Consider the following 23,452-nt stretch of genomic DNA (forward strand, 5'->3'; position numbering starts at 1 on the left):
CGGATGCTGTCCTCGGGCCAGCTGCTGGCCGAGAGGTACAAGCTGACGAGCCGGATCGCCGTCGGCGGGATGGGCGAGGTCTGGCAGGCCAGCGACACTCGCCTCGACCGGACCGTGGCCGTCAAGATCCTCAAGGCCGAACTCTCCGGTGATGCCGAATTCCTCCACCGCTTCCGGACCGAAGCGCGGATGACGGCGTCGCTCAACCACCCCGGCATCGCCGCGGTGCACGACTACGGCGAGACCTTGTTCGACGGCGACCTGTCGATCGCGTACCTCGTGATGGAGCTCGTCGACGGCGACCCGCTGGCCGGCTTGCTGGCCAAGCACGGGCGGCTGTCGGCGGAGTTCACGCTCGACATGCTCGAGCAGGCGGGCAACGCGCTGCAGGCCGCGCACGAGCAAGGTCTGGTCCATCGCGACGTCAAGCCGGGCAACATCCTGGTGACGTCGACGGGCCAGGTCAAGATCACCGACTTCGGGGTGGCGAAGGCCGCGGACGCCGCCCCCGTCACCCGGTCCGGCATGGTCATGGGCACCGCGCACTACATCGCGCCGGAGCAGGCGCTCGGGCACCCGGCGGAGCCGGCGTCCGACGTCTACTCGCTCGCGGTGTGCGGGTACGAATGCCTCGCCGGGCACCGGCCGTTCCTCTCCGAGAACGCGGTCACGGTCGCGATGATGCACATCCGCGACATCGCGCCGCCGCTGCCACCCGACGTGCCGCCCGCGGCGCGCGCGGTGATCGAGGCGACGCTGGTCAAGGACCCGCGGCAGCGCTACAACAACGGCGGCGAGTTCGCGGCCGCCGTCGCCGCGGTCCGCGCCGGGCTGCCGCTGCCCACGCCGTCCGGGCTGGTCAACGCCGCCTACGCGACCGGGCAGCAACCGCAGCAACAGCAACCGCAGCAGCAGGTTCCGCCGCAGCCGGTCCCGCCGCAGCAGCAGCACATGCCGGTCGGCCCGCCGTCCCCGGCGGTGAACCCCATGGTCGTCATCGGCCCGCCGTCCCGCCCCGCGGTGCGGCCGGTCATGATGCCGGTCCCGAAGAAGAAGTCCCAGTGGGGCTGGTGGGCGCTCCTCGCGGCCATCCTGCTCGTTGTCCTGGTGGCGGGGATCGTGCTGATCGCCAAGATGATCGGCAGTTCCGGCTCCCCGCCGCACACCGGCCAGACGACGAGCCAGGTGGTCCCGGGCAGACAGCCGCCCACGGAAGAGCCGCCCGCGACGAGTGTCCTACCGGCGGATTCTCCCGGCACGACCGACGATGGCCAGCAAGGCATCATGACCACACCTTGGACGGAATGGAACGGCACCCAGAGATGAGCACACCCAGACTGCTCTCCAACCGGTACGAGCTGGGCGAAACGCTCGGCTACGGAGGCATGTCCGAGGTCCATCACGGCCACGACGTGCGCCTCGGCCGGGAAGTCGCGATCAAGATCCTCCGTGCCGACCTCGCCAGGGACCCGCAGTTCCAGGAGCGCTTCCGCCGCGAGGCGCAGAACGCCGCCGCGCTGAACCACCCGGCGATCGTCGCGGTCTACGACACGGGTGAGGCCAACACCGAGTTCGGGCCGCTGCCGTACATCGTCATGGAGTATGTCGAAGGCCGGACGCTGCGCGACATCGTCAAGACCGAAGGCCCGATGTCGCAGAAGCGCGCTATGGAGGTCATGGCCGACGTCTGCGCGGCGCTGGACTTCTCGCACCGCCACGGCATCGTGCACCGCGACGTCAAGCCGGCCAACGTGATGATCACGAAGAACGGCGCGGTCAAGGTGATGGACTTCGGCATCGCGCGCGCGATGCACGACGGCCAGTCCGCCATGACCCAGACCGCCGCGGTGATCGGCACGGCGCAGTACCTGTCGCCGGAGCAGGCGCGCGGCGAGTCCGTCGACGCCCGCTCCGACGTCTACGCCGCGGGCTGCGTGCTCTACGAGCTCATCACCGGCGAGCCGCCGTTCACCGGCGACTCCCCGGTCGCGGTCGCCTACCAGCACGTCCGGGAAGACCCGAACCCGCCGTCGTCGGTGAACCCGGCGGTGGCGCCGGAGCTCGACGCCGTCGTGCTGAAGGCGCTGGCCAAGGGCCCGGCGAACCGCTACCAGTCGGCGGCGGAGATGCGTTCGGACCTGGTGCGCACCCTGTCGGGCCAGCGCCCGGCCGCGCCGATGGTGATGTCCGAGGACGAGCGCACGCAGGTGATGAACGCCGACCGGCGGCAGCCGCAGCGCTACGAGGAGTACAGCGAGCCGGACGACGAGGACCCGAAGGCCAAGCGCCGCCGCCGGACGATCCTGGCCGCGCTCGCCGCGCTGTTCGTGCTGGGCGCGGTGCTGCTGATCATGTGGCTGTCGGGCTCGTTCAAGAGCAACGAAAACGCCACGGTGGCGATCCCGGACGTGCTGCACCAGCGGGTGCCGCAGGCCAAGGAAACGCTGATCGGCAAGGGTTTCAAGACCTTCGACACGAAGAACATCACCTGCGGCGTGCAGCCGACCGACGGCAGCCCGTCCTGCACCCAGGACGACATCAACAACGTCATCAAGATCGACCCAGGCGTCGGTACCCAGGTCGCGACCTCCACGAAGATCACGCTGTACGTCGGCGTAGCGCCCGGTAAGGCCAGCGTGCCGGACCTCAAGGGCAAGACGCGCGACCAGGCCGAGAAGCTGCTGACCGACGCGAAGCTGACGCTGAACCCGGACGTCCAGGAAATCGAGGTCGACGACCCGAACCAGGCCGGCCTGGTGCAGAACCAGACGCCGACGGCGTCGTCGGAGGTCGACGAGGGCACCAGCGTGCAGATCACGGTCGCGAAGTCCAAGGAGCTCAAGACGGTCCAGGACTTCACCGGCAAGCCGTACTCGCAGGCCGACTCGTCGCTGCGGGCGCTCGGTTTCAAGACCAAGAAGGTCGAGCAGGCTTCGGACTCGGTGCCGAAGGACAGCGTCATCACGCAGAACCCGAACGGCGGTTCGCTGGCCGTGGGTTCGACGATCACGCTGACGGTGTCGACCGGTCCGGAGAACAGCGACCAGATCCAGATGCCGTCGCTGATCGGCATGACGCTCGAAGACGCGCAGGCGAAGCTGGAGAGCATGGGCTGGACCCAGACCCTCCGGCAGCAGTCCGACAAGACCAGCAAGCAGCCGGAAGGCACGATCACCAAGCAGAGCGTGCCGCCGGGTACGCAGATCAGCAAGGATCAGAACATCACCGTCGGCGTCGCGGAGAACGGCGGTTTCCCGTTCCCGACCGGGACGACGACCACCCCCGGCGGCGGCTGACGAATTGACGACGAAGGCCCGCACGGTTCGCCGTGCGGGCCTTTTTCGTCGTTCAGGCTTTGTCGAGGAATCCCCGGACGGCGCCGAGCACCTGTTCGGCGTCGCTCGCCGGGCCGCAGTCGAGTTCGAGTTCCTCGGCCGCGCCCGAGCGTTTGACCTTCAGGGAAACGCGGGCTTCGCGGCAGCGCCGCAGCCACGCGAAGAGCGAGCTGCAGAAGACGCCGGCGGAGTTGCTCGTCACGCCGACCACGACGGCGTCGAAGAGCTGGACGCGGCCACGGAGTTCGTCTTCGCCGCGCAGCCAGGCGGCGAGCTCGGGGAGCTCGCCGTCGGAGTCTGGCACGGTGATCGCGACGATCCCAGCCGTCACCCGTTCTCCCTTCACCCGGAACCGGAGAGGCCCCGAACCTTAGTCGGCCACCTGGTCCGGCCGGAAGTCCGGGCCGGGAATTGAATTCTGCAATTTGCCATCAAGAGCGGCGGCGGACGAGAGCCGAGACGGCGAAGAAGCTGACGGCCAGCAGCGCCACCGACGTCCCGAGCGCGAGCGCCAGCGGGCCGGCGACCGGTTCTTCGTCGGTCAGCGCGTGCAGCAGCGGGTGGACCAGCGGGATCTTCGCCAGCAGCACGACGGTCAGCGTGATGACGGCGGCGAGCACCGTCCAGCCGATCCGGGACACCAGCAGCCGCGAGCACGGGAGGGCGATCGCGATGCCCAGCAGCGCGCACGCGAGGTGGGCGAGCAGCCCGATGCCCAGCGCCGACGGCTGGACCTTGAACGACTTGAGCGCCGACCACACCTCGGTGATCACCATGAGGACCAGCGAACAGGCCAGCACCGCGAAGATCGCGCCGGTGATCAGCCGCCGCCACCGGCGGGCGTGGCTGAGGGTCACCAGGCGCTGGACCGGGTCCTCGATGTCGAGCAGGGCGATCGTCAGCCAGCACGACACGACCAGCAGGCCGCCGGCGCTCACGCCGAACAGCGGCAGCGGCGGCGAGTTCGGGTCGGCGTAGAGGATCACGCAGAGCGCGAGGTAGGCCAGCAGCGCGGGCAGGTACCGCTGCGAATGGCCGAGCAGCACGAAGTAGTAGCGGGTCATGGCGAGCACGGCGCCACCTCCCGCACCGACCAGCCGTCCTTCAGGGCCCGCAGCAGCACCGCGTCCACCGAGGCGATTTCGACCGTGAGCACCACCTGGGCGCCTTCGACGACCGCGTGCCGCACGCCGGGTTCATCGGCCCAGCCGGTGCCGCCGCCGCGCAGGACGATGCGGGTGGTCGGCTCCGCGCTTTCCGCCGTGAGCCTGCCGTCGTCGATGAGGTGGACGACGTCGGCGTGGTCGTGCACGACCTGCGGGCGGTGGTCGGTGAACACGACGCTCGCCCCGCGCGCCCGCGTCTCGGCGACGAGCTCGCCGAGGATCGCGTGCGTGCCGACGTCGAGCCCGGACCACGGCTCGTCGAGGATCAGCAGGTCAGGGCGCACCATGACGGCCTGCGCGAGCCCGACCTTCTGCGCGTTGCCCTTGGACAGCGTGCGCAGCGGCGCGGCCGGGCCGCCGACCAGCGCCAGCCGCTCCAGCAGCGGGTCGATCATCGAGAGGTCGGTGAGCCCGTGGATGCGCGCCATGTGCCGCAGGTACGCCCGCGCGCCCATGCGCTGGCCGGCCGGGAAGCGGTCCGGCAGGTAGCCGATCCGCGGGGTGCCGGTGAGCGACCCGGTGGTCGGCTGCGAGACGCCGGCCATGATCCGCAGCAGCGTCGACTTGCCGGAGCCGTTGCTGCCGAGGACGCCGACGACGTGCCCGGGCTCGACGGTCAGGTCGACGTCGCGGAGGACGAAGTCACCACGCCCGTACCGCTTGCCGACCCCCGCGAGCCGGATCACGCAACAGCGGCCTTCTGGAGCGCCTTGGTCGCGCGCTCGAGCTCGTCCACCCGGGCCGGGTCGACGGGGTGACCGGCGGCGGCCAGCCAGTTCGCCAGCATCCGGTGGCCGCCCTCGGTGAGCACGGACTCCGGGTGGAACTGGACGCCTTCCAGCGGCAGCTCGCGGTGGCGCATGCCCATCACGATGCCGGACTCGGTGCGCCCGGTGACCTCGAAGACGTCTTCGGCGATCGTCTCGGGCAGCACGGTCAGGGAGTGGTACCGGGTGGCGGTGAACTCCTCAGGGAGGTCCTTGAGGATGCCGGCCCCGGCGTGCCGCACCTGGCTCGTCTTGCCGTGGAGCAGCTCCGGCGCGCGGTCGACGGTGGCGCCGTAGACGACGCCGAGCGCCTGGTGGCCGAGGCAGACGCCGAGCATCGGCGTGCGCGTCTCGGCGCACTTGCGGATGACGTCCATGCTCTGACCAGCGCGTTCGGGCGTCCCGGGGCCGGGCGACACCAACACGGCGTCGAACTCGGGCACGCGGTCGAGGTCCACGACGTCGTTGCGCCAGACCGTGCAGTCGGCGCCGAGCTGGGCCAGGTACTGGACCAGGTTGTAGACGAAGCTGTCGTAGTTGTCGACGACGAGGACGCGCATGGCGCCGAGCTTACCGGCTCCCGGGGACCGCCCTCCACGCGTTAGATTCCGCCGAGGGAAAAGGCCTGGAACCCGAGATTGGGGTTCTCGGTCTGCGGATTCACGATCTTGCTGATCCCGGTGCAATTGCCGTTCGACCAGAACCGGGCCGGGTAGTCGCTGCCGTTCCCGGCGGACTCGCCGACTCCCGCGCCCTTCTCCGCGAAGGACAGGCAGTCGCCGGACGCGATCGGCGTCCAGGCATCGGCACCACGGGTGAAGTTGATGCCGTGGTACCAGCAAACGATGTTCGACCCGCAGTGCGGCGTCGTCCGCGTGGCCGCGCCGGCGACCCCGGGAACCACCACCCCGGCGGCCACGGCGAAAACGAAGAAGACACGACTGATACGTCGGAAAAGCATTGCCACCACACCACTTTCGACTCGTCGAAAGGAGGCGTTCCTCCCCTGTTTCGAAGCTAACAAAAAGTCGATCATGACCTCAACACCCGATCGGGCACTGCTCCGGCCCGCGTCCTCCCACCAGGTGGACCGTACGCCAGATCACATTTCTACTTAGGTGACCCTAACTTACGGTGGAGGTGTGAGCCGAACTCTTCGCGTAGCCGTGGTGGGCGCCGGTCCCGCCGGGATCTACGCCGCCGACATCCTGGACAAGTCCGACGCCGAGGTGCAGATCGACCTGTTCGAGCGCATGCCGGCGCCGTTCGGGCTGATCCGGTACGGCGTCGCGCCCGACCACCCGCGCATCAAGGGCATCGTGACCGCGCTGGAGAAGGTGCTGTCGAAGCCGAACATCCGACTGCTGGGCAACATCGACTACGGCACCGACATCAAGCTCGACGAGCTGCGCGAGTTCTACGACGCGGTGATCTTCTCGACCGGCGCGTCCGCCGACCGCGCGCTCGACATCCCGGGCGCCGGCCTCGACGGCAGCTACGGCGCCGCCGACTTCGTGTCCTGGTACGACGGCCACCCGGACGTGCCGCGCAGCTGGCCGCTGACCGCGTCTTCGGTCGCCGTGCTCGGGGTCGGGAACGTCGCTCTCGACGTCGCGCGCGTCCTGGCGAAGACGGCGGACGAGCTGCTCGGCACGGACATCCCGGACAACGTCTACCAGGGGCTAAAGGCCAGCCCGGTGACCGACGTGCACGTGTTCGGCCGCCGCGGGCCGGCGCAGGCGAAGTTCACGCCGCTGGAGCTGCGGGAGCTCGACCACTCGCCGAACGTCGAGGTCATCGTCTACCCCGAGGACATCGAGTTCGACGAGGGCAGCATCGCGGCGCTGCGGACGTCGAAGCAGATCGACATGGTCGTGAAGACGCTGCAGGAGTGGGCGATCCGCGAGCCCGGCACCCGGCCGCGGCGGCTCCACCTGCACTTCTTCCACTCCCCCGCGGAGATCGTCGGGACCGACGGCCGCGTCACCGGGCTGCGCACGGAACGCACCGAGCTGACCGGCGACGGGAACGTGCGCGGTACCGGCGAGTTCCACGACTGGGACGTCCAGGCGGTCTACCGCGCGGTCGGCTACCTGTCCTCGCACCTGCCGGAGATCCCGTTCGACCACGCGGCCGGGGTCGTCCCGAACCAGGCCGGCCGGGTGCTGGACCTCGACGAGAACCAGCTGCCGGGCGTGTACGTGACGGGCTGGATCAAGCGCGGCCCGGTCGGCCTGATCGGCCACACGAAGGGCGACGCGGCGGAGACCGTCGCGAGCCTGCTGGCGGACGCGGACACGTTGACGGCGCCGAAGTTCTCCTCGCCGGACGCGATCCTGGACTTCCTGGCCACGCGCGGCATCCCGTTCACGACGTGGGAGGGCTGGGGCCGCCTGGACGCGCACGAGAAGTCGCTCGGTTCGGCCGCGGGCCGGGAGCGGATCAAGGTGGTCGAACGCGAAGAGATGACGCGGGTTTCGCGCGGCTAAGCGTCCGCGCCGAGGTAGGCGAGCACGGCCAGCACGCGGCGATTCGTGTCGTCCGAAGCCGAAATCCCGAGCTTCGCGAAGATGTTCGCCGTGTGCTTGCCGACCGCCCCTTCGCTGAAGTGCAGCTTTGAGGCGATCGCCGCGTTCGAACAGCCTTCCGCCATCAGGCCCAGCACCTCGCGCTCGCGGGGCGTCAACGCGGCCAGCGGGTCGGAAGCGTTGCCCGCCACCAGTTTCGCGATCACCTCGGGGTCCATCACCGTGCCGCCGCCGGCGACCCGGCGCACCGCGTCGATGAACTGGTCCGCGTTGAACACGCGGTCCTTCAACAGGTAGCCGATCGCGCCCGTGCCGTCGGCCAGCAGCTCGCGCGCGTACAGCTGCTCGACGTGCTGGGACAGCACGAGGATCGGCAGCCCCGGCACCTCCCGGCGGGCGGCCAATGCGGCCTGCAGGCCCTCGTCGGTGTTCGTCGGCGGCATCCGGACGTCCACAATGGACACGTCCGGGCGGTGTTCCCGCAACGCGGCCGCCAGTTCCGGGCCGCTGCCGACCGCCGCGACGACGTCGAAGCCGTGCGCCGCCAGCAAGTGCGTCAGACCGTCTCGGAGGAGGTACTGGTCTTCGGCGACAACGGTTCTGGGTCGATCTGACACGGGAGCTCCACGGTCGCCCTGGTCGGCCCGCCGATCGGGCTGGTCAGCGTCAACCTACCGTCGAAGGCGCCCAGCCTGCGCTCGATTCCGCGGAGTCCCGACCCGAGGGCCGGGTTGGCGCCGCCCGGGCCTTCGTCGGTCACCACCAGCGTCAGCAGGTCGTCGGCGGCGGAAACCTCGATCGCCGCCCGCTTCGCGCCGTGCTTGGCCGCGTTGCCGAGCAGCTCCGACACGGTGAAGTACGCGCACGCCTCCACCGGTTCTTCGAGCCGGCCCGGCAGCGAGCCGGTGACCTGGACCTTGAGCGGGCTGTCCAGGGCCAGCGCGCGCACGGCGTCCAGCAGCCCGCGCTCGGACAGCACCGGCGGGTGGATGCCGCGGATCAGCACCCGCAGCTCGGTCAGCGCCTCCGACGACGCCGCGCGCAGCTCCGCCGCGAGCCGTTTCGCCGCGGCCGGGTCGGTGTCCACCAGTGCTTCGACCGCGCCGAGCTTCATGCCCATCGCGACCAGCCGGGACTGGATGCCGTCGTGCAGGTCGCGCTCGATGCGCCGCAGCTCCGCCGCCTGCGCGACCGTGACGTCGGTGCGCGTCTGCTTGAGCCGCTCGACGCGCCGGGCGAGCCGGGACGACTCGGTCGGCCCGAGCCACACCTTGGCGAAGCGGGCCTGCTGCCGGGCGAGCCACGGGGTCGGGACCAGGCCGGCGACGATCATCCCCAGCGCCAAGGGGGTTTGCGCGAGCGCGCCCAGGTGCGTCGACACCTCGGGCAGGACCAGCCAGCGGACCGGCGAGAACACGAACGGCCGCCAGATCCACAGCGTCCCGAGGCCGACCAGGCCCCAGCCGAGCAACGCGACCGTCGGCAACGTCAGCGCCAGCGACACGAGCGGGATCAGGCCGCCGCCGGCGAGGTCGCGCCAGGTGGCGCGGTCGCCCAGGATCCACCGCCGCCGGGCGTGCTGCACCGGCCAGAACGGCTCCTCGTACAGCTGCTTGCCGACCTGGTAGAGCCCGTCCGGCCGGGGTACCGGCAGCCCGGGCGGCGGCAGGTACGGGCGGGCGATCCGCACGCCGGTCCAGTTCCCGGCCTCGCGGCGCAGCGTGTCGGGGATGGTCCGGCACCACAGCACGACCGGCGCCGCCACCGGCTGCGCGACGGCGATGACGACCAGCTGCCACGCCGAGAACACCAACTGCACCAGGGAAAGCACGAGGATGCCGATCTGGTGCCCGAGCGATTCCAGGTGCCGTTGCAGCCAGTTCCCCCGGCGCTCGACGACCGGGCGGGGGCCGAGCCACCAGCGCGTCCAGTGGCCGTAGCCGCGCAGCACGGACGGCCCGCCGAACAGCACCGCGACCGGAAGCAGCAGCGTGACGAGCGGGTTCACCAGCTGCCACGCGAACTCGCGCTCGGCCGCCGGGTCCTCCAGCGCCCAGGTGAGCCGGTGCTGCCAGCGGATCCAGAACGCCCGCTTGTAGAGCGTGTTGCCGTCGCGGTACCAGCCGTCGCGCTCGCGCACCGGCTCCGGCGGTTCGGGCTGGTACGGCGCTTCGACCTCGACGCCGCACCAGCGCGCGGCGAGGGCACGGGCCGTCGTCGAGCGGCCGCGAGCCCATTCGACCGCGGGGCCGAGGAAGAACACCAGCCCGACGCACAGCAGCGCGAACGCGATCAGCTCGACCAGCACGTCGAACCAGCTCAGCAGTGACCGCGCCGCCAGCGCCAGCGCCCGGCCGAGTGCCCGCGAGTACGTCATCCCGGCACCTCCTTGCCCCGGAATCTTCGCCGGACCACCGGCGCGGGCGCACTGCCCGGAGCCCCACGAAAGGGGTGGGCCCAGCCCCACCCCCGCTTCAGCAAAACGCTACCTGAGCTGGGGTTTCAGCGTCATTCCGCGCGCGGCCGCCGGTTCGTAGTTTCAGTGCCATGCCACTCATCGAAGTCACCGACCTCCGCAAGCGCTACGGCTCCCGGGTCGCGGTCGACGGCGTTTCGTTCACCGTCGAGCGCGGCGAAATCTTCGGCATCCTCGGCACGAACGGCGCCGGGAAGACCACCACCGTCGAATGCATCCAGGGCCTGCGCCGGGCCGACGGCGGCACGCTGTCCGTGCTCGGCCTCGACCCGGCGGCCGACCGGGCGGCGCTGACCCGCCGCATCGGCGTCCAGCTGCAGGAAAGCCGGCTGCCCGCGAAACTGCGGGTGCGCGAGGCGCTGGAGCTGTTCGCCTCCTTCTACCCGGACCCGGCGGACATCGACGTCCTGCTCGACCAGCTCGACCTCCGCGACCAGGCCCGCCACCCGTTCGGGAAGCTCTCCGGCGGCCAGAAGCAGCGCGTGTCGATCGCGCTGGCCCTGGTGGGGCGCCCCGAACTGGCGATCCTCGACGAGCTGACGACCGGGCTCGACCCGCACGCCCGCCGCGAAACCTGGCGGCTCGTCGAAGGCGTGCGCGCCGGCGGTGTCACGGTCCTGCTCGTCACCCACTTCATGGACGAAGCCGAGCGGCTCTGCGACCGCGTCGCGATCTTCGACGCCGGGCGCGTGGTCGCCACCGGCACGCCGGCCGAACTCCGCCGATCCGTCAACGCGTCCACTTTGGACGACGCCTTCGTCTCGCTGACCGGGAGCGCACTGTGAACACCTTCGCCAAGATCACCGCCACCGAAACGAAACTCTTCCTCCGCTCGCCCTTCATGGCGATCGCCGGCGTCCTGCTGCCGGCCGCGATCCTGCTCGCCGTCGGGGCCATCCCCGGCATGACGGAACCCAGCCCGGCCGCCGGCGGGTTCCGGTTCATCGACGCCTGGGTGCCGTCGGTGGTCGTCATCAGCCTGGCGATGCTGGCGCTGCAGTCGATCCCGGGCGCCGTCGCGGCCTACCGCGAGCAGGGCGTGCTGCGGCGGCTGGCCACCACCCCGGTGCACCCGGTGAACCTGCTGGGCGCGCAGCTGGCGATCCACGTCGTCGTGGCGCTGGCGGGCATCGGCCTGACCCTGGGCGTGGCCCACGCGGCCTACGACGTCCCGCTGCCGAAGCACCCGCTGTCGTTCCTGCTGACGCTGCTGCTCGGCACGGTCTCGATGTTCGCGTTCGGCCTGCTGGCGGCCGCGGTCGCCCGGACGGCCAAGAGCGCGGGCGGGTTCGCGCTGATCGCGTTCCTGCCGACGATGTTCTTCGGCGGGGTCTACCTGCCGAGGCCGCTGCTGCCGGAGGTCCTGCGGCGGATCGGCGACTACGTCCCGCCGGGCACGCAGCCGCTGCAGGACGCGTGGGTCGGCGCCGGCGTGCAGCCGCTGCAGCTGGTCGTGCTCGCCGCCTTCGCGGCGATCGGGACGGCACTGGCGGCGAAGCTCTTTCGCTGGGAGTGACCGGGGCTTCCGCCATATTGGTGATGATCATCGTTTTCTCTTGTGGCGGGGCCACCCGGCCGGTAGCCAAGAGGGTGGCCCTGCTCAAACTGGAGGTTCGATGTCCCTGGACGTGTCACCCGCGCTGCTGGAGAAGGCCGAGCGCGGGGAGGTCACCGACGCCGAGTTCGTCACCTGCGTCAAGGAATCCCTGCCGTACGCCTGGGAGGTCATCACCGGCGTCATCGCCGACGCCGAGGGCGCCGCGGACGGCTTCGCCGACAACGAGACGCCGCCGCCGAGCGAGGCCGCCCGCGGGCAGCTGCTGCGGGCACTGGCCTCGGACGCGATCCGCGGCGGCCTCGAGCGGCACTTCGGCGTCAAGCTCGCGTTCCAGAACTGCCACCGGGTCGCCGTCTTCAAGACGTCCGAAGTGGACGGTGACCGCTACCGCGCGTTCGTCTCGCCGCGCGGCCAGCTGCTCAACCAGAGCCCGGAACTGCGGGACTGCTAGCCCGCAGCGCGGGCAGCACCTCGGTGCCGATCCGCGCGATGTTCGCGTACGTGCCCTCCGGCGTACCCGACGCTTCCACGAGCATCAGCACGTGGGAGACGCCGGTGCGCCGGAGGCTCGTTTCCAGGGTCCGGACGCAGTGGTCCGCGTCGCCGACCGGGTGGATCGCGCAAAGCCGTTCGGTGTACTCCCCCGGATCGCGCGCCGGCCCCGGCCGCCCGTCCACCGTGACGTGCGCGCCGAGCCCGTCCTTCAGCCACGCGGGCAGCGCTTTTCGGACGACGCCGGCGTCCCCCACCTGGCAGAGCACGGTCGAGACGTGGGCCGCCGGCTTCCCGTAGGCCGCGACGGTGGCCGCCTTCTCCTCGTCGTCCGCGTGCAGGCCGAGCAGCAGCGGCAGGTCCCGCTCCGCGGCCTGGCGCACCGCGTCCGACTTCGGCCCGCCGCACGCGACGACGACGTCCGGCCGCCGTTCCGGCGCCGGGACCAGCGGCACCTCCCGGAAGGCGAAGTGCCTCCCGTCGGCGTGCGCCCGGCCGGTGGTGGCCCGCAGGAAGACGTCGAGGGTCTCCTCGAAGCCGGTTTCGTAGCGATCCAGCCCGGTGCCGAAGACCTCCAGGTCCTGCCAGGGGCCACCGCGCCCGACGCCGAGCCGCAGCCGTCCGTCGGACACGGCGTCGAGCATCGCCCACTGCTCGGCGAGCGCGACCGGGTGCGTGGTCGAGAGGACGCTGACGGCGGTCCCGACGCCGATCCGCGACGTCCGCCCGAGCACGTGCGCGGCGAGCGTGATGGCCGAGGGGCAGACGCCGTAGGGCAGGAAGTGGTGTTCGGCGAACCAGACGTCGTCGAAGCCGGCTTCTTCGGCCAGCTCGGCGGCGCGGACCGACCGGCGGAGGACGTCGCCGTCCGACTGGCCGGGGAAGCGGCCGCTGACCAGGAAGACCCCGAACCTCAAGAGCCGAGCGCCTTCAGTTGACCGCGACCTCGTTGAACCACAGCCGCGGCTCCAGCCACGGGAACACCACGAACATCAGCAGCGCGACCACCCCGAGCACGAGGACCACCGCGATCGTCAGCTTCACCGCGAACGGGCCGGGGAACTTCCGCCACAGCCAGGCGTACATCAGGCCTCCCCGATCTTCGAAAGCAGGTCGCCGTAGTCCTTGACCTGGTTCTTCGGCACCTGCTGGGTCAGCACCGAGGTGATGATGAGCCGCTCGCGGGCGGAGAACTGCGGGTGGCAGGTCGTGAGCGTGAGCAGCGCCGCCTGCTGGGCCTTCGGGAGCGTGTCGGCGTCCTTGTACGGGACCGGGTTCACCGCCGTGCCCTGGCTGGGCAGGACGACCTTGCGGCCGAACGTCTCGCTGTACGCGCCGCCGTCTTCGGCGTTCGGGTCGCGCAGGGTCGAGACGCCCTTGCACTTCGGGTCGGCGCCCTTGGTGCCCGCCCAGTTCTCGACCTCGTCGTCGTAGGGCAGCACCTTGTAGATGTAGAAGTCGGTCGAGGTTTCGATCACGATCTGGTCACAAGAGGAGAGGTTGTCCAGGTCGTTGAACGGGGCACCCTTGCCGACGCGGTGGCCGGCCACGGCGAAGTTGCCGGGCTCGCCGGGCAGCGACGTGCCCTTGTAGTGGCCCGGGCCGACTTCCAGGGCGGCCTCGTCGGTGCCCTCCTGGATGGTGAAGTTGTAGTCGACGCCGAACGTCGGGATGTGGATGCGGGCGAACGCCTTGCCGTCGATCAGCTCGGGGTGCAGCGTCCGGTCGTGCGCCCACTCGCCGTCGAGCTGGTCGCTCGCCTCGGACTGCTTGCCCGCCGAGAACAGGTCGGTCACGTAGAGCTCGTAGACCATGAACAGCAGCACGACCAGGCCCAGCGTGATCAGGATTTCGCCGGCGGTCCGGATCGCGACGCCGCCCTTGCCCAGCGGGGCCGGGGCGGGCTTCTCCTTGGTCGCGGCGCCGCCCTTCCCGACCGGGGCGAACACGACGGTCTCCTCGTTCGCGCCCGGCGGCGGCGGACTGGCGTAGCGGCGGGGCGCCGGCGAGCGCCGGGGCGGCTGGCCCTGTGCGCCGCGCTGGGGCGGCCGGGGCGGCACCTGGCCGCGAGGGGGCGTGGCGGGGCGGCGCGGCGGTACCGGCCGCTGCCCTGGGTGTCTGCGCCGGTCGTCATCCGGTCCTTCGCGCATCTCCACGCAAGCTCCTCTCAAGCCGCGCCGAACCCTGGGTGACGCCGTTGTCACGGTGCGGGAAAATCCGACCACTCCGGCCGCTGCTTTCCTGCGGTCGTTTACGTTAACGTGTGCACGTGGCGCTGGTTGCGCACCCTCAGCGGGACATCGCCACCAGACGAGCCCGAAGAGCACCGCGAGGAACACACGATGCCCAAGTCCAAGGTCCGCAAGAAGACCGCTTACACCCCGCCCGCCGACCGGCGCACACCGGTGAAGGTGCGGGCGGCCGGCCCCACCGGCCTCGCCTGGAAGATCCCCATGTTCGGGCTGATGCTCGTGGGCCTGGTCTGGCTGCTGGTGAACTACATCGCCGGGGACAAGATCTCCTGGATGGCCGATCTGGGCAACTGGAACTTCGCCGGCGGATTCGCCCTGATGATCGCGGGTCTGCTCATGACCATGCGCTGGCGCTGATTATTACTCCGATTGGCGGCTTGACGCCGAATTACACCGGTGTGACTCATCCCCAGTGTGGATAACCCCTGTGGATAACTACCCCACCTCTTGGGCGCCACGCCGGGCCGTTGTGGTATCGGCCTGGGCGGTCACGGCGTTGCTGCTGGTCGCCGTGGTGACCGACGCGCTGCTCGGCGACCGCGGCGGCCTGGTGCTGTTCGCGCTGGCGGCGGTGGCCGTCGGCGCGTTCGCCGGCCACGCCACGCTCGTCCGGCCGCGGCTGGCCGCCGACGCCGAGGGCCTGGTGGCCCGCACGCTGGGCGGCACGCACCGGCTGCCGTGGGCGCAGACCCGCACGCGGCTGCGCACCACCCGCCGGATGGGCCGCGACGGCGTCACCCTCGAGGTCGAGCACGACGAGCAGCTGTACGTCTTCGGGTGGCTGGACCTCGGCGAGGACCCGCGGGACGTCCTGGACGTCCTCAGCACGCTGCGGGCGCGCGGCTAGCCGCAGCTGTAGAGCTGGACCCCGCGGTACTGGACGAACCCGCAGGTCTCGGGCCCGTACTGGCCGCCTTGGAAGGCCAGCAGGCCGACGATGGCCAGCACGATGATCGCCAGCCCGATCGCCTGCCAGCGCAGCTGGTTCGCCTCCGGGGCGTAGAGCAGGGCGACCGTGACCAGTGCCCCGGTCACCAGGCCGCCGACGTGCGCGTAGATCGAGATGCCCGGGATGCCGAAGGTGATGAAGGCGTTGAGGGCGAGGGTGATGATCAGCCCGGTCGGGTTCAGCCGGAGCTTGAGCACGATCACCGCGTAGGCGCCCATCAGGCCGAACAGCGCGCCGGATGCGCCGGCGGTCGACTTCTGCGGGTCGTCGAACAGCAGCACGGCCGCGGACGCGCCGAGCATGGAGATGAAGTAGAGCGCCAGGTAGCGGCCCCGGCCGCAGACCTGCTCCAGCGACCGGCCCATCATCCACAGCGAGAACATGTTCACCGCGACGTGGATCGGGCCGTAGTGGAGGAAACCGCTGCTGAAGACCCGCCACCACTCGCCGTTGCCGAGGGTCGCGTCGCCGTAGAGCTTGCCGTACTGGAACAGCGACGAGAAGTCGTTGTCGTTGAGGCTCTGCGCCTGGAAGGCCGTGAAGAGGAAGACCAGGACGTTCACCGCGAGGATGACCTGGGTGACGAGCACGGACTGCGAGAGGCGCGCGCCGAAGACCGTCCGCTGGCCGAAGCCGGCTTCCTGGTAGTCGCGGTGCTGACGGCGCTGCTGCCGGCCCCCGCTGTGCACGCAGTCGGTGCACTGGAAGCCGACGGGGGCTTCGCGGAGGCAATCCGGACATGCCGGACGCCCGCACCGGGAACAGCTCAGTCCGGTCGGGCGGTTCGGGTGCCACCAGCACCCGGGGAGCGCGGCTTGTTCGGCGGCGGGGTTCGGCGGTTGGTTCACGATGGAACCAACCTACCGAAACCTCGCTGCACGGGCCGTCAGTGCTCGATGGTGACCTTTTCGATCACGACGTCGGTCAGCGGGCGGTCCGCCGGGCCGGTGGCGGTGCGCGCGATCGCGTCGACGACGTTGCGCGACTCCTGGTCGGCCACCTCGCCGAAGATCGTGTGGCGGAAGTTCAGGTGGGCCGTCGGCGCGACGGTGATGAAGAACTGCGAGCCGTTGGTGCCGGGCCCGGCGTTCGCCATGGCCAGCAGGTACGGCTTGCTGAACTGCAGCTCCGGGTGGAACTCGTCGCCGAACTTGTAGCCGGGGCCGCCGCGGCCGGTGCCGGTCGGGTCGCCGCCCTGCAGCATGAAGCCGTCGATGACCCGGTGGAAGATCGAACCGTCGTAGAAGGGGCCGGAGTTCGTGCCCGCCGCGTTGGGCTGGGTGTACTCCTTGGTGCCTTCCGCGAGCCCGACGAAGTTCGCGACCGTCTTCGGCGCGTGGTCGGGGAGCAGGTTCAGGTGGATGTCACCCTGGTTGGTGTGCAGCGTAGCTTTCACGAGGTTCATCGTGCCATCTGCGGCGGGCGGCGGGAAAAAGGGGCACGATAGGTTACGGGTAACAGAGCAGTGTCAAAACGAATGATGAGGTGAAGCCCATGTCCCGGGCGACAGCCCAGGCCGTCGAGACCGCCGACAAACTCGTCACCGAGGGTGTCAAGCAGGGGCGGCGCGCGCAGAAGAAGCTCGCGAAGAAGACGGAACTGACCCGCAAGGAGCTCAAGAAGAGCTCGAAGGCCGCTCGCGAGGAGGCGCTCGCGCGCCTGTCCGAGCTGCGCAAGCCGGGTCGCAAGGCGAAGAAGGCCGCCATCAAGGCCGCGAAGGCGGCCGGCGAGTCGAAGCGCCGCGGCAAGAAGGACTTCAAGGCGGCGAAGAAGGACTTCTACGCCGCTCTGACCGAGGCCAAGTCGGCCGCGAAGGGCACCCGCAGCCGTCGCAAGTGGCCGTGGCTGCTCGGCCTGGTCGTGGTCGGTGCCGGCGCCGCCTACGCCCTCCGCTCGAAGCAGGAGCCGCCGGTCGCGCCCGCGCCGCCGAAGGCCACCCCGCCCGCGCCGAAGCCCGCCGAAGCGGCGAAGCCGACCCCGCAGGCGAACGGCAAGGCGCCCTCGCCGGCGCCCGCCGAAAAGAAGAACTGAACGAGACGCGAAGAGGCCCCCGGGGGTGCACCGGGGGCCTCTTCAGTCTTGCGCGGAACCAGCTCAGACGGCAGCGGCGTGCTTGTCGATCAGCTGGCCGAGACGCGGCAGCGCCTCCTCGACGTTCTTCTTGCCGTTCGGGCGCAGCTTGCCGTAGACCTTCTTGATGCTGTCGCGGCTGCTCTTCTCCGCGCGCGAGTCGGTGACGCTCAGCAGCGCGTCGGAGGCCTCGTCCGAGCGGCTGGACAGGTAGGCACCGAAGTCGTTGCCACCCTTGGCGCGGTAGTCGCCGTAGAACGGCTCGAGCGCGGAGGCGAAGTCCGGCAGCAGCGTGTCGACGGCCGAGGGGATGATGCCCGGCTTGATCTTCTTGACCGCGGCGAAGCCGGTCTTCACGACGGCACCCGAAACGCCGCCCTTGTCCGAGACCTCGGCGTCCACGAGGGTCTCGAAGTCGGAGACGACAGCCGGGCGACGGCTGGAGTCGAGCAGGATTTCCTTGAGGGTGTCAGCCACGAATCTTGTCCTTTGTCGTTGCAGAGTTGGTGCCCCGCCCCGGGGTGGGGATCCCCGGTGGCTGCGGTGCGCGAGTCCACGAAGCCTGCGCGTGACGCACAGGGTAATACAAGATCAACATCACTCACCCGTGTGGAGCCCGCTACCTAGAGCTTCAGCGCAGCGATAGCCTTCTTGACCACTGTGCGTGCCTTCACGCTTTGCTTCTGGTTGGTGGTCGCGATGACCGCCGCGGAGCCCTTGGCGACAGCGTAGACAGCACCGTCGTCGGTGGACAAATAGCCGCCCTTCCAGCCGGAAGGGTCGCTCGCCGGGTTCGACGAGTCCACTGGCGCCGCCTGGTTGACCAGCGCCGTCGCCGTCTTCGCGTCCCCGACGTACACCCGGACGGTGAGCTGGACCTTCCCGTCCGGGCGATAGAAGAAGCACGCCGGGTGAGGCTGGTCGGCGGACACGCGCACCTTCGAGACGTGCTGGCCGTTCGACTCGGCCACGAATTCGCTGCCGAGGTACGGGCAGTCCTCGGTCGCGCCCGGCTGCGGTTCGGGCGGCAGGCCGGAGCCGGCCGCGGAGGCGGCGGACGGCGTGCTGGGCGCCGCGGTGCCGGACACGATGGTGGGGCCGCAGCCGGCCAGCAGGACCACGGCGGGCGCGAGAAGTACGAGTCGTCGCATAGCGCGCACAGTCAACCATGAGGCGTGTGTGAAACCCGCTGGCTGACGTCGCCGTGAGACGATGGCCGCGAGGTCGGTCCAGATCAGGGAGGTCCCGGCGTGCTCACCCCCGAGCAGTACCTCGGCGCGGTGGCCGAGCGCATCCAGCGCTCGGGCGGCCGGCTGAACTCCGTGCAGATCGGGCCCGCGACCGCCGTCGTCGGCCTGTTCACCGAATCGGTGATGCTCTCGACGATGAACTACTGCGTCATCGCCGCCGCCGTGCCCGAGGTCAGCGCCGCGGCGCTGTACGACTTCACCGGCCGCGCCACGCAGCACGCGCGCGCCAACCTGATCGGCACCATGGGCTGGACGGCGGCCTCGGTCGTCATCGCCGGGCTCGTCGGCCAGCGCGTCTACCCGGACGCCGCGCAGGCCGCGTCCGCGAAGTCGGGCAACCAGTTCGGTGGCGAGACGCGGATGGTCGCGGTCGACCTCTCGGCCGGGCAGATGTTCGCGTTCGTCGGCGGGAAGTTCTGGGGCGCCGCGGTGCAGGGCTCGGTCAACGCCAAGCTGACGTACTGCTTCCCACAACCCGCCGAGGTCTACCAGTACGTCCAGTGGCAGCAGGCGCAGCAACAGCAACCGCCCGCCCAACAGCCGCCGCCAGGCTGGCAGCAGCAGCCCCCGATGCCGCAGGTCCCGCCGCCACCGGCGGCCGGCCCGGCCGGTCCGCAGCCGCCCGTCTACCCGCCGCCGGGGCACCACCCCCAGCAGGGGCCGTACGGTTACTGACATGGTGCGGTTGCGCGGCTGGCCCTCGTTCCCCGAAGAACTCCCCGTGTTCACGCCGGAAACGGCGCCGGCGGACCCGCAGGCGCTGTTCCTGGAGTGGCTGACCGAAGCCGGGGAACACGTGCTCGCGCCGCACGCCGTCACACTGTCCACAGTGGACGCCGACGGTGCGCCCGACGCCCGCGTCGTGATCCTCAAGGACGTCGGGCCGGCCGGCTGGGCGGTCGCGACCAGCTCGGAAAGCCCGAAGGGCCTGCAGCTGCGCAAGGATCCCCGTGCCGCGCTGACGTTCTTCTGGCCCGGCCGCGGCCGTCAGGTCCGGCTGCGCGGACCGGTTTCCCCGGCGGCGCCCGAAGTGTCGGCGGAGGACTTCCTGGCCCGGCCGCCGGCTTCGCGCGTCGAAGCGTTCATCGGGCGCCAGTCGCAGGTGCTGGCGGACCCGGCCGACCTCGACGCGGCGGCCGCGGAAGCGGAACGCTGGGTGGCGGAAAACCCGGCCACCGCACCCGAAACGTGGACGCGGTACCTCGTGGACCCGGACGTCGTCGAGTTCTGGCAGGCCAGCCACGACCGGCGGCACGTGCGGCTGCGCTACCGCAAGACCGACGGCGCCTGGGTCCGCGAACGCCTCTGGCCCTGAGAAGCCCTGATCGGGGGTATCCCGCACGCGGGCGGCTGTGCGCATGATGCACCCATGCGCTCGAAGATCCTGACCGCCGGGCTGGTCCTGGCGCTGACCGCCGCACTCGGGGGTGTGGCCTCGGCCGACGCGCGTCCTGGGGGACGACCGAAGCTGACGGATCCGCACCCGTGCCCGGGCCAACCGGGCTTCACCTGCTCGACCTTGACCGTGCCGCTCGACCACACCGGACGGCTGCCGGGCACGCTCGACCTCGCCGTGGCGACCGCCGACAACGCCGACGCGCCCAAAGGCGTGCTGCTCTTCTTGACCGGCGGGCCCGGGCAGGGCGGCGTCGGCGCCATCAAGCGGATCGCGAAGCAACGGCTGCCGGAAGTCTCGAAGGACTACCGGTTCGTCATGCTCGACCAGCGCGGCACCGGCCCGTCGGGCGCGCTGAAGTGCCCGGGGCTGCAGGAGCAGATGGGCAGCTCGGACATCGCGACGCCGACGGCGGACGCGGTGCGGGAGTGCGCGCGGATCCTCGGCCCGACGGCCCCGCTGTATTCGACCGACCAGACGGTCGCGGACTTCGACCAGCTGCGCCGCGCGCTGGACGTGCCGAAGCTGGTCGTCGACGGCGTCTCGTACGGCTCGTTCACGGCGGCGCGGTACGCGCTCGCGCACCCGGCGAACGTCAGCAAGGTCGTCCTCGATTCGGTGCTGCCGCACCACGCGACCGCGTCGGCGTCGCTCTACCTGACGGGCCTGACGGCCGAAGCCCGGGTGCTGCGCGCGGCGTGCGCGGTGGCCCCGGCCTGCGGCTACGACCCGGCCGACGACCTGGCGTGGGTGGTCCGCCACCGCGGCACGGCCGACGGCGTGCGGATCTTCGACCTGATCGTCACCTATGAGTTCGTCGACCCGACCTACCGCAACGCGGAGGCGGGCGACCTCATCGGCGCCCTCCACGAAGCCCGCGGCGGCGCGTCGGCGCACCTGGACGGCTTGCTGGAGGCCTACAAGTCCGGCGGCGACGACCCGGCGTCCTTCAGCTCCGGCCTCCACGCGGCGACGCTGTGCGCGGACCAGCGCTTCCCGTGGGGCTCGGCGGCGACGCCGGAGCCGCTTCGGCAACCGCTGCTGTCGCTGGCCGCCCGGACGTTGCCGCCGAGCGCGACCTGGCCGTACACCACGGAGGTCGCCACGCGGCAGGGATTCATCCAGAGCTGCCTCCCGTGGCCGGCCGAACGCCCCGGCTCGAACCCGGCAGGCAAGCTGCCGAACATCCCGGTGCTGCTGCTCAACGGCGACCGCGACCTGTCGACGCCGCTGGAGTGGGCGAAGGAGGAAGCGACCCAGGCCCCGAGCGGCCGGCTGGTGATCGTGCCGGGCGAGTCCCACTCGATCCAGAACCGGGAGCGCGGGCACGCGGGCCGGGACGCGGTGATCAACTTTCTTCGCTGAGGGCAGCGAAAACGGCGTCTCGCACCTCGGCGTCCGATGGTGTCCCTCGTCCGCGTTCGGCCGCGAGCTCGGCGAGGGACACCATCGTGACGTCGGCGAGGCCGCAGGCGACGAAGTGCCGGAAGGCGCTCATGTCCGGGTCGACGTTGAGCGCGAAGCCGTGGCTGGTGACGCCCCGCCGGATCCGCATGCCGATCGAAGCGACCTTCCGGTGGTCCGGCGTCCACACCCCGGCGAGACTCGACTCCCCCTTCGGCGTTTCCCGCCGGACCGCGGGAAAGCCGAGGTTCGCCAGCGCGGCCACCAGACCGGTTTCCAGCCACCGCACGATGTCGACGGGCCCCCGCGCCTTGACGTCGACGACGAGGTAACCGACGAGCTGCCCGGGCCCGTGGTACGTGGCGAACCCCCCACGATCGACCTGGACGACGGGAAGATCGGCCGGCAGGTCTTCGGGCTTGGTGCGCGGCCCGTAGGTGACGATCGGCGGATGGCTGAGCAGGAAGAGCCGGTCTTCGGCCAGGCCTTGCTGGCGCTGCGCGACCCAGGTGCTCATGTCGGCGAGTGCCTGCTGGTAGCCGACCTCACCGAGGTCGACCCGCTTGATGGGCCATCCCACGAAATCCAGGCTACGCCCAGGTGACCGGCAGTTCGTGGACGCCGTAGATGTTCATGTCCGTCCGCAGCTTCACCTCCCCGGCCGGCACGGCGAGCTCGAGCGTCGGGAACCGCCGCAGCAGGGCCTCGAAGCCGGCGCGCATCTCGATGCGGGCCAGTTGCTGGCCGAGGCACTGGTGTACGCCGTGGCCGAACGACAGCAGGCCGCGGGCGTTGCGGTGGACGTCCAGGGTGTCCGGGTTTTCGAAGCGGCGGGGGTCGTGGTTGGCGGCCAGCAGCGAGACCACGACCGTCGAGCCCTTGGTGATCGTTTCGCCGCCCAGCTCCAGGTCTTCGGTGGCGTAGCGGAAGAAGATGTCGGCCACGGACAGGTAGCGCAGGAGTTCCTCGACCGCGCCCGGCAGCAGGTCCGGGTTCGCGCGCACTTCGGCGGCCTGCTCCGGGTGCTCCAGGAGCGCGAAGGTGCCCAGCGACAGCATGTTCGCGGTCGTCTCGTGGCCGGCGAGCAGCAGCAGGAACGCGGCGCCGGTCAGCTCTTCGACCGTCAGGTCCTCGTGGCGGGCCAGGTCGGACAGGATGTCGTCACCGGGCTCGGCGCGCTTGCTCGTGACGAGTTCCGTCAAGTACGTGTTCAGCGCGACGTACGCGCCCATCTTCGTCTCGAGCGGCTGGTCGCGGACCATGAACTGCGCCGAGTCGGCCTGGAAGCTCTCGCGGTCCGCGTACGGCACGCCGAGCAGTTCGCAGATGACCAGCGACGGCACCGGGAGCGCGAACTCCTTGACCAGGTCGATCGGCGGGGTCAGCCCGGCCAGGTGGTCCAGCTGCCGCTCGACGATCTCGACGATGTGGTCCTCCAGCGTCTTCATCCGCTTGACGGTGAAGGCGCCGGTCAGCTTGCGCCGCAGCCGGCCGTGGTCCGGCGGGTCCATGGCGATGAACATGCCCGGGAGCTGCGGCGACGGCTCGGTGGCGGCGGGCATGCCCGTCTCGTAGGGCACGTGGACGACGTCGAGGTCCAGCCGGGAGCTGAACCGGGTGTCGGCCATCATCTGCCGGACCTCTTCGTAGCCGGTGACCAGCCAGCCCTCGTGGCCGTCGGGGAACACGAGGGGGCTGACGGGGCGCGCGTCGCGCAGCCGGCTGATCTCGCTCGGCGGGTCGAAGGGGCCCGCGTCGCGCTCCATGGGCAGGCCGTGCGGGACGTCGACCAGGTTGCTCATCGGATTT

Annotated in this window: 28 protein-coding genes; 12 read left to right on the plus strand and 16 right to left on the minus strand. The window is 70.7% G+C overall.

Features of this window, described 5'->3' with window-relative positions; translation table 11 throughout:
• Positions 1-3: 3 nt before the first annotated feature.
• Together H4696_RS33520 and pknB are read left to right on the plus strand one after the other, a co-directional pair.
• Entirely contained in the window at positions 4-1,326 is a 1,323-nt protein-coding gene (locus H4696_RS33520) for a serine/threonine-protein kinase (RefSeq protein WP_086856188.1), read from the plus strand.
• A complete protein-coding gene (gene pknB / locus H4696_RS33530) occupies positions 1,323-3,296 on the plus strand; it encodes a Stk1 family PASTA domain-containing Ser/Thr kinase (protein ID WP_086856189.1) in 1,974 nt (657 codons plus the stop codon). The genes H4696_RS33520 and pknB overlap by 4 nt, the downstream gene beginning before the upstream one ends.
• 52 nt (positions 3,297-3,348) lie before the next feature.
• Here the strand turns inward: pknB and H4696_RS33535 are convergent, their stop codons facing one another.
• The 5 genes from H4696_RS33535 to H4696_RS33555 all read right to left on the minus strand — a co-directional run bounded on the left by H4696_RS33535 (position 3,349) and on the right by H4696_RS33555 (position 6,304).
• Positions 3,349-3,666, minus strand: a complete 318-nt coding sequence (locus tag H4696_RS33535) for an effector-associated constant component EACC1 (RefSeq protein ID WP_086856190.1) — start codon at positions 3,664-3,666, stop codon at positions 3,349-3,351.
• A 100-nt stretch (positions 3,667-3,766) separates the two neighbouring features.
• Positions 3,767-4,408: a hypothetical protein gene (locus H4696_RS33540; RefSeq protein ID WP_086856191.1), complete on the minus strand. Its 642-nt coding sequence runs from the start codon at positions 4,406-4,408 to the stop codon at positions 3,767-3,769.
• On the minus strand, positions 4,396-5,187 hold the full coding sequence (locus H4696_RS33545; RefSeq protein WP_086856192.1) for an ABC transporter ATP-binding protein: 792 nt from the start codon (positions 5,185-5,187) through the stop codon (positions 4,396-4,398). The genes H4696_RS33540 and H4696_RS33545 overlap by 13 nt, the downstream gene beginning before the upstream one ends.
• Positions 5,184-5,828, minus strand: a complete 645-nt coding sequence (locus tag H4696_RS33550) for an aminodeoxychorismate/anthranilate synthase component II (RefSeq protein WP_086856193.1) — start codon at positions 5,826-5,828, stop codon at positions 5,184-5,186. Before H4696_RS33550 ends, H4696_RS33545 begins: the two co-directional genes overlap by 4 nt.
• A 41-nt stretch (positions 5,829-5,869) precedes the next feature.
• Complete coding sequence (locus H4696_RS33555) at positions 5,870-6,304, minus strand: hypothetical protein (protein ID WP_143264912.1); 435 nt, start codon at positions 6,302-6,304, stop codon at positions 5,870-5,872.
• A 133-nt stretch (positions 6,305-6,437) separates the two neighbouring features.
• On the opposite strand from H4696_RS33555, the gene H4696_RS33560 reads away from it, so the two are divergent.
• Positions 6,438-7,757, plus strand: a complete 1,320-nt coding sequence (locus H4696_RS33560) for an FAD-dependent oxidoreductase (RefSeq protein ID WP_086856206.1) — start codon at positions 6,438-6,440, stop codon at positions 7,755-7,757.
• Here H4696_RS33560 and H4696_RS33565 read toward each other — a convergent pair.
• Both H4696_RS33565 and H4696_RS33570 read right to left on the minus strand, forming a co-directional pair.
• Complete coding sequence (locus tag H4696_RS33565; protein ID WP_086856195.1) at positions 7,754-8,413, minus strand: response regulator; 660 nt, start codon at positions 8,411-8,413, stop codon at positions 7,754-7,756. The genes H4696_RS33560 and H4696_RS33565 overlap by 4 nt on opposite strands.
• Positions 8,353-10,173, minus strand: a complete 1,821-nt coding sequence (locus H4696_RS33570) for a sensor histidine kinase (protein WP_086856196.1) — start codon at positions 10,171-10,173, stop codon at positions 8,353-8,355. The genes H4696_RS33565 and H4696_RS33570 overlap by 61 nt, the downstream gene beginning before the upstream one ends.
• Positions 10,174-10,343: 170 nt before the next feature.
• On the opposite strand from H4696_RS33570, the gene H4696_RS33575 reads away from it, so the two are divergent.
• The 3 genes from H4696_RS33575 to H4696_RS33585 all read left to right on the plus strand — a co-directional run bounded on the left by H4696_RS33575 (position 10,344) and on the right by H4696_RS33585 (position 12,281).
• Positions 10,344-11,057: an ABC transporter ATP-binding protein gene (locus H4696_RS33575; RefSeq protein WP_086856197.1), complete on the plus strand. Its 714-nt coding sequence runs from the start codon at positions 10,344-10,346 to the stop codon at positions 11,055-11,057.
• Complete coding sequence (locus H4696_RS33580; RefSeq protein WP_086856198.1) at positions 11,054-11,788, plus strand: ABC transporter permease; 735 nt, start codon at positions 11,054-11,056, stop codon at positions 11,786-11,788. The genes H4696_RS33575 and H4696_RS33580 overlap by 4 nt, the downstream gene beginning before the upstream one ends.
• 100 nt (positions 11,789-11,888) lie before the next feature.
• On the plus strand, positions 11,889-12,281 hold the full coding sequence (locus H4696_RS33585) for an SCO5389 family protein (protein ID WP_086856199.1): 393 nt from the start codon (positions 11,889-11,891) through the stop codon (positions 12,279-12,281).
• Here H4696_RS33585 and H4696_RS33590 read toward each other — a convergent pair.
• The 3 genes from H4696_RS33590 to H4696_RS33600 are packed head-to-tail and all read right to left on the minus strand — an operon-like array spanning position 12,250 to position 14,472.
• Entirely contained in the window at positions 12,250-13,239 is a 990-nt protein-coding gene (locus H4696_RS33590) for an LLM class flavin-dependent oxidoreductase (RefSeq protein ID WP_192782675.1), read from the minus strand. The genes H4696_RS33585 and H4696_RS33590 overlap by 32 nt on opposite strands.
• Before the next feature lie 13 nt (positions 13,240-13,252).
• Positions 13,253-13,408, minus strand: coding sequence for a hypothetical protein (locus tag H4696_RS33595; protein ID WP_086865498.1), 156 nt, complete (start codon positions 13,406-13,408; stop codon positions 13,253-13,255).
• Positions 13,408-14,472 carry a class E sortase gene (locus H4696_RS33600; RefSeq protein WP_192783096.1) on the minus strand — a complete coding sequence of 355 codons (1,065 nt, stop codon included), beginning with the start codon at positions 14,470-14,472 and terminating at the stop codon, positions 13,408-13,410. Before H4696_RS33600 ends, H4696_RS33595 begins: the two co-directional genes overlap by 1 nt.
• A 192-nt stretch (positions 14,473-14,664) precedes the next feature.
• Here H4696_RS33600 and crgA point away from each other — a divergent pair, with 192 nt between their 5' ends.
• Together crgA and H4696_RS33610 are read left to right on the plus strand one after the other, a co-directional pair.
• Positions 14,665-14,931 carry a cell division protein CrgA gene (gene crgA, locus H4696_RS33605; RefSeq protein WP_033261030.1) on the plus strand — a complete coding sequence of 89 codons (267 nt, stop codon included), beginning with the start codon at positions 14,665-14,667 and terminating at the stop codon, positions 14,929-14,931.
• A 112-nt stretch (positions 14,932-15,043) separates the two neighbouring features.
• On the plus strand, positions 15,044-15,421 hold the full coding sequence (locus tag H4696_RS33610; RefSeq protein WP_086865034.1) for a PH domain-containing protein: 378 nt from the start codon (positions 15,044-15,046) through the stop codon (positions 15,419-15,421).
• Here the strand turns inward: H4696_RS33610 and H4696_RS33615 are convergent.
• Positions 15,418-16,212, minus strand: coding sequence for a rhomboid family intramembrane serine protease (locus H4696_RS33615; RefSeq protein WP_086865035.1), 795 nt, complete (start codon positions 16,210-16,212; stop codon positions 15,418-15,420). The genes H4696_RS33610 and H4696_RS33615 overlap by 4 nt on opposite strands.
• A gap of 197 nt (positions 16,213-16,409) precedes the next feature.
• Complete coding sequence (locus H4696_RS33620; RefSeq protein WP_163046861.1) at positions 16,410-16,928, minus strand: peptidylprolyl isomerase; 519 nt, start codon at positions 16,926-16,928, stop codon at positions 16,410-16,412.
• Between the two features lie 89 nt (positions 16,929-17,017).
• Here H4696_RS33620 and H4696_RS33625 point away from each other — a divergent pair, with 89 nt between their 5' ends.
• Positions 17,018-17,554 (plus strand): hypothetical protein, encoded by a 537-nt coding sequence (locus H4696_RS33625; protein ID WP_086865036.1) that lies wholly within the window; start codon positions 17,018-17,020, stop codon positions 17,552-17,554.
• Positions 17,555-17,617: 63 nt separating this feature from the next.
• On the opposite strand, the gene H4696_RS33630 is transcribed toward H4696_RS33625, so the two are convergent.
• Both H4696_RS33630 and H4696_RS33635 read right to left on the minus strand, forming a co-directional pair.
• Complete coding sequence (locus H4696_RS33630) at positions 17,618-18,070, minus strand: DUF6918 family protein (protein WP_086857134.1); 453 nt, start codon at positions 18,068-18,070, stop codon at positions 17,618-17,620.
• Between the two features lie 146 nt (positions 18,071-18,216).
• Positions 18,217-18,744 (minus strand): DUF2020 domain-containing protein, encoded by a 528-nt coding sequence (locus H4696_RS33635; protein WP_192782677.1) that lies wholly within the window; start codon positions 18,742-18,744, stop codon positions 18,217-18,219.
• Between the two features lie 99 nt (positions 18,745-18,843).
• Here H4696_RS33635 and H4696_RS33640 point away from each other — a divergent pair, with 99 nt between their 5' ends.
• Genes H4696_RS33640 through H4696_RS33650 form a run of 3 tightly spaced genes read left to right on the plus strand, consistent with a single transcriptional unit; the run spans position 18,844 to position 21,604 of the window.
• Entirely contained in the window at positions 18,844-19,518 is a 675-nt protein-coding gene (locus tag H4696_RS33640) for a hypothetical protein (protein WP_086857133.1), read from the plus strand.
• Position 19,519: 1 nt separating this feature from the next.
• Positions 19,520-20,158, plus strand: coding sequence for a pyridoxine/pyridoxamine 5'-phosphate oxidase (locus tag H4696_RS33645; RefSeq protein ID WP_086857132.1), 639 nt, complete (start codon positions 19,520-19,522; stop codon positions 20,156-20,158).
• A 54-nt stretch (positions 20,159-20,212) separates the two neighbouring features.
• Complete coding sequence (locus H4696_RS33650; RefSeq protein ID WP_086857131.1) at positions 20,213-21,604, plus strand: alpha/beta fold hydrolase; 1,392 nt, start codon at positions 20,213-20,215, stop codon at positions 21,602-21,604.
• Here the strand turns inward: H4696_RS33650 and lipB are convergent.
• The gene (lipB, locus tag H4696_RS33655; protein ID WP_086857130.1) at positions 21,588-22,223 is read right to left on the minus strand and encodes a lipoyl(octanoyl) transferase LipB; all 636 of its coding nucleotides are present in this window, start codon (positions 22,221-22,223) and stop codon (positions 21,588-21,590) included. The genes H4696_RS33650 and lipB overlap by 17 nt on opposite strands.
• Before the next feature lie 10 nt (positions 22,224-22,233).
• Complete coding sequence (locus tag H4696_RS33660; protein WP_086857129.1) at positions 22,234-23,445, minus strand: cytochrome P450; 1,212 nt, start codon at positions 23,443-23,445, stop codon at positions 22,234-22,236.
• Positions 23,446-23,452: the final 7 nt, after the last annotated feature.

Source organism: Amycolatopsis lexingtonensis, assembly GCF_014873755.1.
Lineage (GTDB): Bacteria > Actinomycetota > Actinomycetes > Mycobacteriales > Pseudonocardiaceae > Amycolatopsis > Amycolatopsis lexingtonensis.